Origin of the sequence: Thioalkalivibrio sp. K90mix (assembly GCF_000025545.1) — a bacterium.
In the GTDB taxonomy this organism is placed as follows: domain Bacteria; phylum Pseudomonadota; class Gammaproteobacteria; order Ectothiorhodospirales; family Ectothiorhodospiraceae; genus Thioalkalivibrio.
Map to the genome: position 1 here is coordinate 1 of NC_013889.1, position 15,018 is coordinate 15,018.

Here is a 15,018-nt window from a genome sequence, read left to right on the forward strand (position 1 = left end):
AAACTACCGTCAACCGTGCGCGAAGTCAATCAGCGAGCGAGACTTGGCTAGCGCACGGGGTCACCATCGGCGTAGACTCAGGGGCCCCCGAACCCTCGTGATCCCGGAGACCCGCGTGTGACTGCCAATACCCTGTGGACAGCCTGTCTGGATCGCCTGCAGGGTCGTGTGAGTGAGCAGCAGCTGAATACCTGGCTGCGACCCCTGCACGCCGAGGAGGAAGCCGGGGCCTTGCGCCTGCTGGCACCCAACCAGTTTGTCTTCGAACATGTCCGCGACCATCTCCTGAGTTCCATCGAAGAGGCCGTCAGCGAACTGCGCCCCGGCACCGAAGAGACCGATAGGCAACGCGTTCGCCTGGGGATCGGGGGCACGGAGTGGACCGCCGCGGAGCCCGAAGGCTCCGCACCTTCACGGGCACCCGCGAGCGCGCCAGCGCGGCGAGCAGCGGTCCCCAAGGGGCCGGTCAGCAACCTGAACCCGGCCTTCACCTTCGACACCTTCGTCGAGGGCAAATCGAATCAACTGGCGCGGGCGGCCAGTCTGCAGGTGGCCGAAAACCCGGGGGTCGCGTACAACCCGCTGTTCATCTATGGCGGCGTGGGCCTGGGCAAGACCCATCTGATGCACGCGATCGGCAACAGCATCCTGAGCCGGCTGCCGGAAGGCCGGATCATCTACCTGCACTCCGAGCGCTTCGTCGCCGACATGATCAAGGCGCTGCAGCACAACGCGATCGACGACTTCAAGCAGCACTATCGCACGGCCGATGCCCTCCTGATCGACGACATCCAGTTCTTTGCCAACAAGGAACGCTCGCAGGAAGAATTTTTCCATACATTCAATGCGTTGCTTGAAGGCCAGCAGCAGATCATCCTGACCTCGGATCGCTATCCGAAGGAGGTCGAGGGGCTCGAGGAGCGGCTGAAGTCGCGGTTCGGCTGGGGCCTGACCATCGCCATCGAACCCCCGGAGCTGGAGACGCGCGTGGCGATCCTGCAACGCAAGGCGGAACAGGCGGGTATCGAGCTGCCGACCGAAGTCGCCTTTTTCATGGGCAAGCGCATCCGGTCCAACATCCGGGAGCTGGAGGGGTCACTTCGCCGAGTCATCGCGAACGCGCATTTCACCGGCAAGCCGATCACCCTGGACTTCGCCAAAGAGGCGCTGCGCGATCTGCTCGCCGTTCAGAACAAGCTGATTACGCTGGAAAACATCCAGAAGACTGTGGCCGACTATTACCGCATCAAGGTGGCCGATCTGCTCTCCACGCGACGCAGTCGCTCGGTGGCGCGACCGCGCCAGATGGCGATGGCACTCGCGAAGGAACTCACGCAGCACAGCCTGCCGGAGATCGGACAGGCCTTCGGCGGGCGCGACCATACAACGGTCATCCATGCGTGTCGCAAGATTGTCGAGCTGCGCGAGGCCGATGCGAGCCTGGATGAAGACTATGCGAACCTGCTGCGGACGCTGAGCAGCTAAGGCCGCCCGACACCCCGACAGGTTGACGGAGCAAGCTGTGGATAAGATGGGGGGAAGTCGTGCGTACCGAGCGCGAATTTTTGGCGCGTGATTTCATCCACAGGATAGACACAGGTGATACAGAGGTTTGAAAGCCGGTTTCGGGCTAAAAAACGGTTGCTAATCAATTTGTTAAAGGTTTTCCGCACAGGGAGACGCGGACCTTATTATCATCAGTTTTAAATTACTTAAACCCAATTACAGGACACCGCCATGGAACTCTCTTTCCAGCGCGAAGCGATGACTGACGCCCTGCAACGGATTGTCGGGGCGGCCGAGAAACGTTTGACGATGCCGATCCTCGGCAACGTGCGCTTGCGGCCGGACGAACGGGGCGGCATTCGCATGGATACCACCGACCTGGAACTGGCCTGGCAAGGCGAAGCGGCGGGAACCATTCCGGGCGAGTGCGACGTGACGGTATCGGTACGCAAGCTGCTGGATGTAGTGAAAGCGGCACCCGAAGACAGCGAGATCCGGGCAACAATTGACGGGGAACGGATGTCCGTGGGGTTCGCCGGATCGCGCTTCAGCCTGGCCACGTTGCCGGGGGCGGATTTCCCCGATTGGGAGAGCAAGAGCTCGGAGTGGACCCTGGATATCCCGCAGAACCGCCTGCGTCGGTTGCTCGAGGCGACGATGTTCTCGATGGCGCAGCAGGATGTGCGCTATTACCTTCAGGGCCTGTTGCTGGTGGCCAGTGGTCACAGTCTCAGGGCGGTCGCAACCGACGGGCACCGGCTGGCACTGGCCGAGGCCGAGCTCGACCAGGCGATTGATGGACGGCTCGAGAAGATCGTGCCGCGCAAGACCATCGCAGAGCTGCGCCGGAACCTGTCGGATGACGATGTCCCGGTGCGCGTCGGGTTCAGTGAAGATCAGGTGCTGTTCGACCTTGGGAATGCGGTGTTGCGGAGCAAGGTGATCGAGGGGCGGTTTCCCGATTACGAGCGCGTAATTCCGGCGGATCTGCCGGCAACGCTCACGGTAGAACGTGAGCGACTCAAGCAGGCGCTGGCGCGCGTGTCCATCGTCGCGTCGGACAAGTATCGCGGCGTGCGGATGACGCTCGGTGATGAGGGCTGTCAGGTGATGACTCACAACGCCGATCGTGAAGAGGCCCAGGAGTCGGTCGAGGCCGAGTATCAGGGGCCGCCGATGGAAATCGGATTCAACCTCGGTTACCTGGTCGATGTGCTTAATGCGATCGAAACGGATCAGGTTCGGATCGGGCTGCGGGACGGGAACTCCTCGATCCTGGTGCAGGCCGAGCCGCCCGGTGGGGCTCGTTACGTCGTGATGCCGATGCGCCTGTAGCCGCGACCGGGCGGACAGGTACTGTGCTGGAAGGCCTGTGGTGGCGAGGGGTGCGCAATCTCTCGGAGCAGACGTTCGAGCCGGGTGAGGGGATCAATCGGCTGGTGGGGCCAAATGGCGCAGGCAAGACCTCGGTGCTGGAGGCGTGCCATGTGCTTGCCGCAGGACGATCGTTCAGGACACCCCAGCTTCGCCGCGTCGTTCGATCGGGCGAGAAAGGCCTGTGGATCGGGGGACGGGTGCGCGACCTCCATGGCGGTGAGCATCGCCTGGGCGTCAGCTGGGAAGGCACTCGGCGCTCGCGGCTCGACGGGCGATGGATGGAAGGGCATGCCAGTGTCGCGGAATGGCTGCCGGTGCGGGTACTGCATGCGGGTTCCTTTGATCTGCTCACGGGGTCACCAGAGGAACGGCGGCGTTTGCTTGATTGGGGTTGCTTTCATTCGGTGCGAGGGTATCGATGGCACTGGCAACAATGGAGGCGGTCCCACGAACAACGTAACGCCGCGTTGCGCAAGGGTGATCGTCGTGCGGCCCGAGAGTTTGAACGACCACTGGTCGACGCCGGTGAAAACATCACGCAGGCCAGGCAGGCCTATATCGATCGCTGGGAAATCAATACTTCGGAGGCAGCCCGCGTCTTCGGGTTTTCGCAGCGCCTGGGGGACTTCCAGGTGCACCTTCGTGTTGGCTGGGACCGGGATCGTTCGCTTTCGGAAGCGATCGCACGCAGTCGGGATTCGGACGAAGAACGCGGTTTCGGACAGGTCGGGCCGCAGCGAGCGGACATCGATCTCCGCTTTGACGGTCGGGTCGCGGCGGAGGCGTCGCGGGGCGAGCAGAAACGGCTGATCACGGCGTTGACCGGCGGGCAGGCCAGGATGCTAGAACGCGAGGCGGGCAGGGCGCCGGTGGTGCTACTGGATGATGTGGTCTCCGAGCTCGATGTCGCTGCGGTAGAAGGGCTGATGTGCGGCCTTCTGGAGTTCGGATGGCAGGTACTGGTCACCACTGTCGAGCCACATATTCCGGGGTTAGAGGGTGGGCGATCCACGCGATTGTTTCACGTGGAACATGGTGTGGTGACCCCGGACTGAGCCACGCCCCAGCCCTCGGCTTTACGTTATACTGCAGTGTCTGCTACCCGCCGGATGCCGTAATCCATGTCCGAATCTGAACCGCTTGATCCCGAAACCTACGATTCTTCCCAGATCCGTGTCCTTAAGGGCCTGGACGCCGTGCGCAAGCGCCCTGGCATGTACATCGGGGATACCGATGACGGGACCGGCCTCCACCACATGGTGTTCGAGGTCGTCGATAACTCGATTGACGAGGCGCTTGCCGGCCACTGCGACACCATCGAGGTTACGATCCACGAAGACAACGCGGTCTCCGTCTCGGATAACGGGCGCGGTATCCCGGTGGATATCCACGAGGAAGAAGGCAAGTCCGCTGCGGAGGTGATCCTGACGGTCCTTCACGCCGGCGGTAAGTTCGATAACAACTCCTACAAGGTATCCGGCGGGCTTCACGGCGTTGGGGTGTCGGTCGTGAATGCCCTGTCCGAAGAGCTCCGACTGGAGATCCATCGAGCCGGCGAGCGCCACGAGCAGGTCTACCATCTCGGTGTGCCCGACGCCCCTCTGGCGGTCGCAGGGTCCACCGATCGAACTGGCACCAGGATTTGGTTCCGACCCAGTGACGAGATCTTCACGGACATCGAATTTCACTACGAGATCCTCGCGAAGCGCCTGCGGGAACTCTCGTTCCTGAACTCCGGGGTCCGGATCACCCTGCGCGATCAGCGGGACAATCGCGAAGAGACCTTCCTGTTCGAAGGCGGGATTCGCGCCTTTGTCGAGCACCTGAACCAGAAGAAGACGGCGCTGCATCCCACTGTGATCTACGCGAACCAGACCCGCGAGGATGATTACGTCGTCGAGGTTGCGCTGCAGTGGAATGACTCCTATCAGGAGAACATCTTCTGCTACACCAACAACATCCCGCAGCGCGATGGCGGCACCCATATGGCCGGCTTTCGCGCGGCGCTCACCCGGACGGTCAATCAGTACCTGGAGAAAGAGGGGCTGATCAAGAAGGCCAAGGTCGCCACCGCCGGCGACGACATGCGTGAAGGCCTGACGGCCGTGCTGTCGGTCAAGGTACCGGACCCGAAGTTCTCGTCCCAGACCAAGGACAAGCTGGTCTCCTCCGAGGTCAAGCCGATCGTCGAGAGTGTCTTGTCCGATGCGCTAACCAACTTCCTGCTGGAGAACCCGCCCGAGGCCAAGGCGATTACCGACAAGGTCCTCGAGGCGGCGCGTGCCCGCGAGGCCGCGCGCAAGGCGCGCGAGGTGACGCGCCGCAAGGGTGCGCTGGATATCGCCGGCTTGCCGGGCAAGCTGGCCGATTGCCAGGAAAAGGACCCGGCCCATTCAGAGCTTTATCTGGTGGAGGGCGACTCCGCGGGTGGCTCTGCCAAACAGGGACGGGACCGCCATTTCCAGGCGATCCTGCCGTTGAAGGGAAAGATCCTTAACGTCGAACGTGCCCGTTTTGATCGCATGCTCGGCTCCGCCGAGGTCGGTACCCTGATTACCGCGCTGGGTTGCGGGATCGGGAAAGACGAATACGATCCGGACAAGCTGCGCTACCACCGCATCATCATCATGACTGACGCGGATGTGGACGGATCACACATCCGAACCCTGCTGCTGACCTTCTTCTTCCGTCAGATGCCCGAGCTGATTGAGCGTGGGCATGTCTACATTGCCCAGCCACCGCTGTACAAGATCAAGCGCGGTAAGCGCGAGCAGTATGTCCGTGACGAGGCCGAGATGGGCGAAATCGTGGTCTCGCTTGCTTTGGACGGTGCCGCACTGCATCCGGGTCCGGACGCCCCGCCCGTCACGGGAGAGGCCTTCGAGGAACTGGTGAAGGGCTACCAGAAGGCCGCCCGTGCGGTGGAGCGGCTGGGCCGTCTGTACGACTCGCGCATCCTCTGGGCCATGCTCGAGGCCGATGCGATTCCCGAGCCGCGCAGCGTCACCAACCCTGACGTTCAGGCCTGGTTCTCGCGCATCCTGGAATCCATCTCCAGCGATCGCGCCGGTGCCACCCGCTACAGCCTGGGTCCGGTCACCAATGTCGACGGTCATGCCCAGCTGAGCCTGGATCGGCTCGAGCACGGCGCGGCGCTCTCCCAATACATCACCGACGACACGCTCGCCTCGCGCGATTTCCAGACCATTCTCGACCTCTCCGCCCGCCTGAATGCCCTGCTGGAGTCTGGTGCCTACATCAAGCGTGGCGAACGCGTCCATCGCATCCAGGGCTTTTCCGAGGCGATGGAATGGCTGCTCCAGGAGGGCCGCCGGGGTCTGGCCACCCAGCGCTACAAGGGCCTGGGCGAGATGAATCCGGAGCAGCTCTGGGAAACGACGATGAATCCCGAAACCCGTCGCCTGCTGCAGGTCCGGGTCGAGGATGCGATCCGGGCGGACGAAATCTTCACCACCCTGATGGGGGATCAGGTCGAACCGCGCCGAGACTTCATCGAGTCCCGAGCTTTAAGCGCGGAGAACGTAGACGTCTGATCCCGGATGGCGATATTCGTTATCGTCACGATCGTTGGCCTCGTGGGTCTGACTCTGACCATTGCCCGCTTGTACTCCCATCTGGCCGTTCAGGAACGCCAGGTCGTGGGTGCCTGGGATCAACTGGAGCGTTTGCTGGTGCAGCGCAACGGCCATCTGCAGAAGGTTTGCATGGCTGCCGGCAGCGGACCCTCGGCCGTTCAGCATTTGCATCGCTCGTTGCAGCGTCAGGAGACCGCTCGTCGCCGGGGCGACCTGAGCACCGTTGCCAAAGCAGAGCGCGAGATCCGCGCCCTTTGGGATTCGCTATACCAACAAGATATTGATATTAAAAAAGAAAATGTAGAGGAGTCGGCGCGTCGGGTGGTGGCTCTGGATCAGGCCATTCGCGACACCTTGATTCGCTACAACGCCGCCCTGCAGATGTATCGGCACACCTGCCGCTCTCCCTTCTACGCACCGATCGCCTGGCTGGGCGGAATGGGCCGTTACACCCCCTTGCAACCCCCATCCTCGGATCCCGACAACCCTGCCTAGCTTTGGGGTCTTCGGAGACTCGCAACGGTGGAACGCCCTCCCGGCCCCGCGGTCCGAATGGCATAATTCCCGTCCTAGTCGAATCAGGAGTCCCCGTGACGAACCCCCTGCTGCAAACGGATCGCCTGCCCGCGTTTCGATCCATCGCCCCGGAACATGTCCTCCCTGCCATCGATACCGTCCTTCAGGAGAATCGCGACGGAATCGAGGCGCTTGTTGGACAGGCCGGCGACCAGCCCACCTGGGGTGGCCTGGTCGCACCCCTGCAGCACCTGGATGCCCGTCTTTCCCAGGTGTGGGCACCTGTCGGGCATTTGAATGCGGTTATGAACAGCAGCGAACTGCGTCAGGCTTACAACGCCTGTCTGCCCAAGCTGTCCGAGTTCGGTAGCTGGGTTTCGCAGCACCAGGGGCTGTACGCCGCCTTTCGCCGTCTGGCCGATGGCCCCGAATATGCCCGGCTCGCGCCCGAGCGGCGCAAGGTCATCGATGACGCTCTGCGGGACTTTCACCTCAGTGGTGTGGACCTCCCCGAGGATGCGCGCGCCCGCTTGCGGGAGATCGACGCGCGCCTGTCCGCACTCACGGCGCGATTCGAGGAGAACGTCCTTGATGCGACCCAGTCCTGGACCTGGCAGACCGACGATCCGGACGCACTCGCCGGCATACCCGCCGCAGAACAGGCCATGCTGGCCCAGAACGCCCGTGCGCACGAGCGAACCGGGTATCTCGTGACCCTGGATTTTCCGAGCTATTTCGCGGTGATGAGCCATGCTGACGACCGCGAACTGCGCCGCCGCGTCTACGAGGCCTTCGCGACACGGGCATCCGACCAGGGCCCCGATGCAGGCCGCTTCGACAACAGCGAGGTCATGGTCGAGATCCTCCAGCTTCGCGAGGAGCAGGCAAGGATCACCGGATTCGAGCACTACGCGGAGCGCTCGCTGGCGACCAAGATGGCCGAGACTGCGGATCAGGTGGACAGCTTCCTTCAGGATCTGTCCCGGCGGGCCCGTCCTCGGGCCGAGCAGGACCTGGCCGATTTGCGCATCTTCGCCCGCCAAGAGCTCGGGCTCGACTCCCTGGAAGCCTGGGACATGGCCTATGCCGCCGAGAAGATGCGTGAGCGGCGTCTGGGGCTGAGCCAGGAAATGCTGAAGCCCTATTTTCCCGCCAGCCAGGCGGTGGAGGGCCTGTTTCGGCTCGTCGAGCGCCTGTTTGGTGTCCGTTTCGAGGCCGATCCGACTGTCGAATGCTGGCATGACGATGTTCGTTACTATCGTGTATTTGATGTGAACGGGATCGAACGTGCTGGCTTCTACTTTGATCTCTACGCCCGCAAGAACAAGCGTGGCGGCGCCTGGATGGACGTCTGCCGGCAACGCTTTGTCTCGGACACGGCCCAGCAGGTCCCGGTCGCGTTCATGACCTGCAACTCCACCCCGCCGGTGGATGGCAAGCCTGCGCTTTTTACTCACGACGAAGTGATCACCCTGTTCCACGAGTTCGGTCACGGCCTTCACCACATGCTCACGCGGGTGAACGAGCCGGAGATCGCCGGCATCAACGGGGTCGAGTGGGACGCTGTCGAACTGCCGAGCCAGTTCATGGAGAATTGGTGCTGGGAGCGCGAGGCCCTGGACCTGTTCGCCCGACATTACGAGACCGGTGAGCCTATGCCGGACGAGCTCTACCAGCGCCTGGTCGATACTCGCCACTTCCATGCCGCGCTACAGCTCCTGCGACAGGTGGAGTTCTCCCTGTTCGACATGCGTCTGCATGCAGGCCCGGCCCCGGAAACGGCTAAGGCCATCCTCGATCTCCTGGAGACGGTGCGTGACGAGGTTGCGGTGGTCCGGCCGCCGGCCTTCAACCGCTTCCCGCATGGCTTCGCTCATATCTTTGCCGGTGGTTACGCGGCGGGCTACTACAGCTACAAGTGGGCGGAGGTCCTGTCCGCCGATGCCTTTGCGCGCTTCGAGGAGGAGGGCCTGTTCTCGCCGGACGTCGGCGCCGCCTACCTGCGGGAGATCCTGGAGGTTGGAGCCTCGCGGCCTGCCGCCGATTCCTTCCGGGCCTTCCGCGGCCGGGATCCCGAGATCGACGCCCTGCTGCGCCACAGTGGCCTGGAGGATGCCGCGTGAAGATCGCCAGCTGGAACGTCAACTCTCTAAAGGTCCGCCTGCCGCAGGTCCTCGACTGGCTGGGCAGCTCGCGTACGGACATCCTCGCCCTGCAGGAGACCAAGCTGACCGACGAGAACTTCCCGGTCAGTGCCATCCATGAAGCCGGTTACGAGGTGGTCTACTCCGGTCAGAAGACCTACAACGGCGTGGCCATCCTCTCGCGTACGCAGGCAACGGACGTCGTGACCGACCCGCCGGGGCTGGAGGATGCCCAGCGCCGCATCCTCGCGGCTACGATCGGCGACATCCGTGTCGTCAATCTCTATGTGGTGAACGGCGAGAACGTCGGCACCGAGAAGTACGCCTACAAGCTCGACTGGCTGGCGCGCATGCGCAGCTGGCTGGCCGCCGAAATCGAGGCCCACCCGAAACTCGTCGTGCTGGGCGACTTCAACATCGCCCCGGAGGACCGCGACGTGCATGACCCCGAGGCCTGGCACGAGCGCATCCTCTGCTCGACCCCGGAACGCGAGGCCCTGGCGGCGCTCACGGAGCTGGGCCTTGCGGACACCTTCCGTGCGTTTGAACAGCCGGAGGAGGAATTCTCCTGGTTTGACTACCGGGCGGCATCGTTCCGGCGCAACCGCGGCCTTCGGATCGACCTGGTTCTCGCCAGCCCCGCCCTGCTAAAACGCCTGACCGCCGCGGGCATCGACCGCGAACCCCGGGGCTGGGAACGGCCCTCCGACCACGCCCCCGTCTGGGCCGAATTCAGCGACTAGGCCCGGCCGCCGGCCGCGCCCTGGGAGACACCCGTGAAATACAGGGACCTGCGTGATTTCATCGACGGGCTGGAGGCCCGCGGCGAGCTCAAGCGCATCACCACCGAGATCGACCCGAACCTGGAGATGACCGAGATCGCCGATCGCGTCCTGCGCGCCGGCGGCCCCGCGTTGCTGTTCGAGAACCCCAAGGGTTCCGATATCCCGGTACTGGCCAACCTGTTCGGCACGCCGGAGCGGGTGGCCATGGGCATGGGCGAGGACTCCGTGGGGGCCCTGCGCGAGGTCGGCCGGCTGCTGGCCTTTCTCAAGCAGCCGGACCCGCCCAAGGGCCTGAAGGCGGCCTGGGAGCAGCTGCCCGTGTTTCGCAAGGTCCTCGACATGGCGCCGAAGAAGACACGCGGGGCCGCCTGCCAGCGCCACGTAATCGAAGGCGACGATGTGGACCTGTCGACCCTGCCGGTGCAGACCTGCTGGCCGGGGGATGCCGGGCCACTGATCACCTGGGGGCTGGTCGTGACCCGCGGGCCGGAGAAGTCGCGGCAGAACCTCGGCATCTACCGTCAGCAGGTGATCGGCCGCAACCGTGTGATCATGCGCTGGCTGTCGCATCGCGGGGGCGCGCTGGACTACCGGGAATGGTGCCAGGCCCATCCAGGTGAGCCGTTCCCCATTGCGGTGGCCCTGGGGGCCGATCCTGCGACCATCCTCGGCGCGGTCACACCCGTGCCGGATACGCTGTCGGAATACGCCTTTGCCGGGCTGCTGCGCGGCAGCCGCACGGAGGTCACCCGCTGCATCGGCTCCGATCTCGAGGTCCCGGCATCCGCCGAGTTCGTGCTGGAGGGCCATATCCACCCCGGCGAAACCGCGCCCGAGGGCCCGTTCGGCGATCACACGGGGTACTACAACGAGGTGGACGAATTCCCGGTGTTCACCATCGACCGCATCACTCACCGCGACCAGCCGATATATCACTCGACCTACACCGGGCGCCCGCCCGACGAACCGGCGGTCCTGGGGGTCGCCCTGAACGAGGTCTTCATCCCGATCCTGCAGAAGCAGTTTCCGGAGATCGTGGACTTCTACCTGCCACCGGAGGGCTGCTCCTACCGCATGGCGGTGGTCTCCATGCGCAAGCAGTACCCCGGCCACGCGAAGCGTGTGATGATGGGGGTGTGGTCGTTCCTGCGCCAGTTCATGTATACAAAATTCGTGATCGTCGTCGATGATGACGTGAACACGCGCGACTGGAACGATGTGATCTGGGCAATTACCACGCGCATGGACCCCGCGCGTGACACGACGCTGGTGGAGAACACGCCGATCGACTATCTGGATTTCGCCTCGCCGGTCTCGGGGCTGGGCTCCAAAATGGGTATGGACGCGACCTCCAAATGGCCGGGGGAGACCGAGCGCGAGTGGGGCCGCCCGATCACCATGGATCCGGCCGTACGCGAGCGGGTGGATGCCCTGTGGGACGAGCTGGGGCTGTAGCCCTCGCCACAGCCCCGCCCGACAGGGTCCTAGTTACCCAGGTGTGCGCCGTCCTCGGGTAGCCGCACCCAGGCCGCGATGTCGGCGCCCATGGCCCGTACCGTGCGCCCCATCACCGAGCAGCTGCCCTTGAACCCGCCGAATGCCCCGCCACCGGAGACCCGGCGCGAGGTGAACTTGGCCACCGCCTCGCCGTTCTCATACAGCGTGCCCTCGGCCTCCGCCAGGGACCGGTGTCCGGACCAGGCGCTGCCGTCATTGCGGGCCTGGGTGATCTCCACCACCAGTACCTTTCCAGCATCCCCGGGGCTCACGTCCGCGCCGGATTCCACGCGGACATCATGGCGAGCCCCGAACTCCTGCACGAAGCCGGGGAAGCGCTCCTCCAGCTCGCATTCGCGGCGAATGGCTTCGGACACCGTTGCATCGTCGCTGTAGGCGAACCGCTCCGGGACCGCGACGATCACCTCCGGATCGGTGACCTCGGCAGCGGCTTCGGCCCCTGCATCGGTCGTCGTGTCACGGGTTTCGTTGGCTGCACATCCGCCCAGAACCATCACCCCGACGGCGGCCAGTGCGGCTGTCCATTTTTCTCCTTGCATTCCTTTCTCCCTGCCTGTGATTGGCGCCCCCGAGTCTGCCCCATCCCGTCCATGGAATGCACCCCGGGACCGCTACATGCGGCTTCCGGGGTTGCTTGCGTTCGCCCGGACCGTGGAGACAATAGGCCCCCTTGTTGGACCAGCAGCGGGAGCAGCGCATGGCCTTTGACGTGATCATCCAGCCCAGCGGGCAGCAACTCGAGGTCGAAGACGACGAGACCGTACTCGAGGCCGCGTTGCGCCAGGGGTTTGCGTTTCCCTATGGCTGCCGTAACGGCGCCTGCGGATCCTGCAAGGGGCGCGTCCTCGCGGGCGAAGTGGACCACGGGCCGAAAAAGCCGCCGGGCATTACCGAGGCCGAACTGGCCGATGGCTGGGCCCTGTTCTGCCAGGCGGTCCCGGTGGATGACCTGGAGATCGAGGTGCGCGAGATCGGCGCGGCCAAGGATATCGTCGTGAAGACGCTGCCCTGTCGTGTCGCGCAGCTGAACCGCCTGGCCGACGATGTCATGGAGCTGCGTCTTCAGCTCCCCGCAACCGAGCGCATGCAGTTCCTCGCCGGACAGTACCTGGATGTCCTGCTCAAGGGCGGCGGGCGCCGTAGCTACTCGCTGGCCAATGCCCCGCATGACGACGAACCGCTGGTCCTGCATGTGCGCAACCTGGAGGGTGGGCGCTTCTCGAAGATGGTGTTCGAGGAGATGCAGCCCAAGGCGCTGTTACGGATCGAGGGGCCGCTCGGCACGTTCTTTGTCGACGAGGAATCGGAGCGGCCGCGCCTGTTCGTTGGTGGTGGCACGGGCTTCGGCCCGCTCAAGGGGATGCTGGACCATCTGGCGGTCGAGGGCTTCGACCGCCCGCACCACCTGTTCTGGGGCGCGCGCAGTGCAGAAGGGATTTACGCCCCCGATTGGCTCGGCCGCATGAGCGCCGAACACGGTGAGCATTTTCGCTTTACGCCGGTGCTCTCCGATGTGCCGGCGGACACGGCGGGCGGGTTCCCGGCTGTCGCGGGCTGGCCACACGATGCGGTACTGGCCGAATACCCCGACCTGTCCGGCTTCGATGTCTACATGGCCGGTCCGCCGGCGATGATCGAGGCGGCGACCAATGCCTTCCTCGCCGCGGGCCTGCCGACCGAACAGCTCTACTACGACAGCTTCGAGCCGGCCGCGCCCCACGAATAGGGGCGCGCGACCCCGCTGATCAGCTGGTCGCGAGTTGCGCGGCCAGGCGGTGCACCGCCTGCTGCATCGCGGCGTCAGTCGGGTCCTCTGCGACCTCTACGGCGGCCTTGAACCCCAGCTCGTGGGCGATCTCGCCGATCCGTTCGGAACCCACCACCAGCGGTGTCTTGCGCAGCCACATGCGCCCGAGCTTGCCGACCATCTCGTAGAGATTGCGCAGCCCCTCGCCACTGGTGATCGTGATGATGTCGATCTGGTCGCGCGAGAACGCATACATCAGCGCGCCGGTATCGCCCTCCGGGCGCCCGCGCCGATAGGCCTCGGCAAAGGTGACCTCCGCGCCGCGCGACTTCAGCGTATCGCCGAGGTATTCGCGCCCGCCGTCGCCGCGAAAGATCACCACGCGCTGGCCGGCCACGTCCTGCATCGCCGGCTGTTCCAGCAACGCCTCGCTGTCGAAGCGCCGCGGCGGGGCGATATCCACGTTCAGCCCGAAGCCCTTCAGCTCCTTCGCGGTGCGGTTGCCGATGGCTGCGATTCGCGTCCCTTCGGGCCAGGTGCGGTCGGCCAGCGCCAGGTTCAGCACCCGCTGCACCGCGTTCGGGCTGATAAAGACCGCAATATCGAAATTATCCAGCTGATTCAGTACCGCGCGCAGGTCGGTCGGGTCGCTGGGCGCCAGGATCTCCAGCACCGGAAAGCGGATCACCTCGGCGCCATCGCCAGCCAGCAAGGTGCAGAACTCCTCTGCCTGCGCCGCCGGCCGCGTGACCAGGATCCCGCAGCCGTTCAGGGGGCCGTCCGCGGTGGGCTTCATGATATCCAGCTCGGCCATTTTCAGGATCCTTTCGTGGAGGCTGCGTTCTCGGCGTGGGCGGCGGCCAGCAGCTCGCCAGCCCCCAGTTCCAGCAGTTGTTCGGCCAGCTGTACCCCGAGGGCCTCCGCGTCGCCGCGCGGCCCTTCCACCTGCCGTCGCAGGAGCTGGCTGCCATCGACGGCGCCGACCAGACCGTCCAGGCGGAGCCGGTCGCCGTCCAGGGTTGCGTGGCCGGCCAGAGGGACCTGGCAGCCGCCCTCCAGGCGGCGATTGAACGCGCGTTCTGCACGCACGCGGTCGGAGGTGTCGCGGTCGTTCAGGGGTGCGATCAGCGCCGCGATCTCCGGGTCGTTCTCGCGGCACTCGATGGCGATTGCCCCCTGGCCCACTGCCGGCAGGCTGACAGCCGGTTCCAGCCGGGCGCGGATGCGCTCGTCGAACCCAAGGCGCTTCAGCCCGGCCGCCGCCAGCAGGATCGCGTCGTACTCGCCGGCATCCAGCTTGCCCAGCCGGGTGTTCACGTTGCCGCGCAGATCGGTGATCTTCAGGTCCGGCCGCCGTGCCCGCAGCTGGCACTGCCGGCGCAGGCTGGACGAACCCACGCGCGCGCCCTGGGGCAGCTCGTCGACATGGGCATAGGTGTTGGAGACGAACGCATCCAGCGGATCTTCCCGGTCGAGGATCACCGGTAGCACCAGGTCCGCCGGCAGCTCCATGGGCACGTCCTTGACCGAATGGACCGCGATGTCCGCACGATCCTCCAGCATTGCGACCTCCAGCTCCTTCACGAACAGCCCCTTGCCGCCGATACGGGCCAGCGGGGAGTCGAGCACGCGATCGCCCTGGGTCGTCATGCCGACCAGTTCCACCGGAAGATCCGGGTGCAGGCCCCGCAGGCGCGCGGCGACATGTTCCGCCTGCCACATGGCGAGCGGGCTTTTTCGAGTGGCGATACGCAGGGGTTTCATGCGGGGTCCGGCGGCTGGAGAATAAAGCGCCGTAGTATAACGGTTTCGGCGCAGTGGCCCGAACC

General features: G+C 64.7%; 12 protein-coding genes. 9 read left to right on the top strand and 3 right to left on the bottom strand.

Annotation, left to right across the window (positions count from 1 at the left end):
• The first annotated feature begins 117 nt into the window (after positions 1 to 117).
• The 8 genes from dnaA (at position 118) to ubiD (ending at position 11,379) form a co-directional block, all read left to right on the top strand.
• Positions 118 to 1,485, top strand: a complete 1,368-nt coding sequence (dnaA, locus tag TK90_RS00005; RefSeq protein WP_012981417.1) for a chromosomal replication initiator protein DnaA — start codon at positions 118 to 120, stop codon at positions 1,483 to 1,485.
• Positions 1,486 to 1,737: 252 nt separating this feature from the next.
• Positions 1,738 to 2,841 carry a DNA polymerase III subunit beta gene (dnaN, locus tag TK90_RS00010; protein ID WP_012981418.1) on the top strand — a complete coding sequence of 368 codons (1,104 nt, stop codon included), beginning with the start codon at positions 1,738 to 1,740 and terminating at the stop codon, positions 2,839 to 2,841.
• A gap of 23 nt (positions 2,842 to 2,864) precedes the next feature.
• Positions 2,865 to 3,938: a DNA replication/repair protein RecF gene (locus TK90_RS00015; RefSeq protein WP_012981419.1), complete on the top strand. Its 1,074-nt coding sequence runs from the start codon at positions 2,865 to 2,867 to the stop codon at positions 3,936 to 3,938.
• Positions 3,939 to 4,004: 66 nt separating this feature from the next.
• Positions 4,005 to 6,437 carry a DNA topoisomerase (ATP-hydrolyzing) subunit B gene (gene gyrB / locus TK90_RS00020; RefSeq protein WP_012981420.1) on the top strand — a complete coding sequence of 811 codons (2,433 nt, stop codon included), beginning with the start codon at positions 4,005 to 4,007 and terminating at the stop codon, positions 6,435 to 6,437.
• A gap of 6 nt (positions 6,438 to 6,443) precedes the next feature.
• Entirely contained in the window at positions 6,444 to 6,974 is a 531-nt protein-coding gene (locus tag TK90_RS00025) for a hypothetical protein (RefSeq protein ID WP_012981421.1), read from the top strand.
• A 95-nt stretch (positions 6,975 to 7,069) separates the two neighbouring features.
• On the top strand, positions 7,070 to 9,118 hold the full coding sequence (locus TK90_RS00030) for a M3 family metallopeptidase (RefSeq protein ID WP_012981422.1): 2,049 nt from the start codon (positions 7,070 to 7,072) through the stop codon (positions 9,116 to 9,118).
• The gene (gene xth / locus TK90_RS00035) at positions 9,115 to 9,882 is read left to right on the top strand and encodes an exodeoxyribonuclease III (protein ID WP_012981423.1); all 768 of its coding nucleotides are present in this window, start codon (positions 9,115 to 9,117) and stop codon (positions 9,880 to 9,882) included. The genes TK90_RS00030 and xth overlap by 4 nt, the downstream gene beginning before the upstream one ends.
• 33 nt (positions 9,883 to 9,915) lie before the next feature.
• The gene (gene ubiD / locus TK90_RS00040; protein WP_012981424.1) at positions 9,916 to 11,379 is read left to right on the top strand and encodes a 4-hydroxy-3-polyprenylbenzoate decarboxylase; all 1,464 of its coding nucleotides are present in this window, start codon (positions 9,916 to 9,918) and stop codon (positions 11,377 to 11,379) included.
• A 29-nt stretch (positions 11,380 to 11,408) separates the two neighbouring features.
• Here ubiD and TK90_RS00045 read toward each other — a convergent pair whose 3' ends face one another.
• Positions 11,409 to 11,981 (bottom strand): hypothetical protein, encoded by a 573-nt coding sequence (locus TK90_RS00045; RefSeq protein WP_012981425.1) that lies wholly within the window; start codon positions 11,979 to 11,981, stop codon positions 11,409 to 11,411.
• A 158-nt stretch (positions 11,982 to 12,139) separates the two neighbouring features.
• On the opposite strand from TK90_RS00045, the gene TK90_RS00050 reads away from it, so the two are divergent.
• Positions 12,140 to 13,168: a CDP-6-deoxy-delta-3,4-glucoseen reductase gene (locus tag TK90_RS00050; RefSeq protein WP_012981426.1), complete on the top strand. Its 1,029-nt coding sequence runs from the start codon at positions 12,140 to 12,142 to the stop codon at positions 13,166 to 13,168.
• A 19-nt stretch (positions 13,169 to 13,187) separates the two neighbouring features.
• Here the strand turns inward: TK90_RS00050 and TK90_RS00055 are convergent, their stop codons facing one another.
• On the bottom strand, positions 13,188 to 14,003 hold the full coding sequence (locus TK90_RS00055) for a uroporphyrinogen-III synthase (RefSeq protein ID WP_012981427.1): 816 nt from the start codon (positions 14,001 to 14,003) through the stop codon (positions 13,188 to 13,190).
• A gap of 2 nt (positions 14,004 to 14,005) precedes the next feature.
• The gene (gene hemC, locus TK90_RS00060) at positions 14,006 to 14,953 is read right to left on the bottom strand and encodes a hydroxymethylbilane synthase (RefSeq protein WP_012981428.1); all 948 of its coding nucleotides are present in this window, start codon (positions 14,951 to 14,953) and stop codon (positions 14,006 to 14,008) included.
• Positions 14,954 to 15,018: the final 65 nt, after the last annotated feature.

Bases quoted from the DNA above. Each gene is read 5' to 3' on its own strand.
- dnaN (WP_012981418.1), top strand. From the start codon at position 1,738: ATGGAACTCTCTTTCCAGCGCGAAGCGATGACTGACGCCCTGCAACGG.
- gyrB (WP_012981420.1), top strand. From the start codon at position 4,005: ATGTCCGAATCTGAACCGCTTGATCCCGAAACCTACGATTCTTCCCAG.
- TK90_RS00050 (WP_012981426.1), top strand. From the start codon at position 12,140: ATGGCCTTTGACGTGATCATCCAGCCCAGCGGGCAGCAACTCGAGGTC.
- TK90_RS00055 (WP_012981427.1), bottom strand. From the start codon at position 14,003: ATGGCCGAGCTGGATATCATGAAGCCCACCGCGGACGGCCCCCTGAAC.
- TK90_RS00045 (WP_012981425.1), bottom strand. From the start codon at position 11,981: ATGCAAGGAGAAAAATGGACAGCCGCACTGGCCGCCGTCGGGGTGATG.
- hemC (WP_012981428.1), bottom strand. From the start codon at position 14,953: ATGAAACCCCTGCGTATCGCCACTCGAAAAAGCCCGCTCGCCATGTGG.
- TK90_RS00025 (WP_012981421.1), top strand. From the start codon at position 6,444: ATGGCGATATTCGTTATCGTCACGATCGTTGGCCTCGTGGGTCTGACT.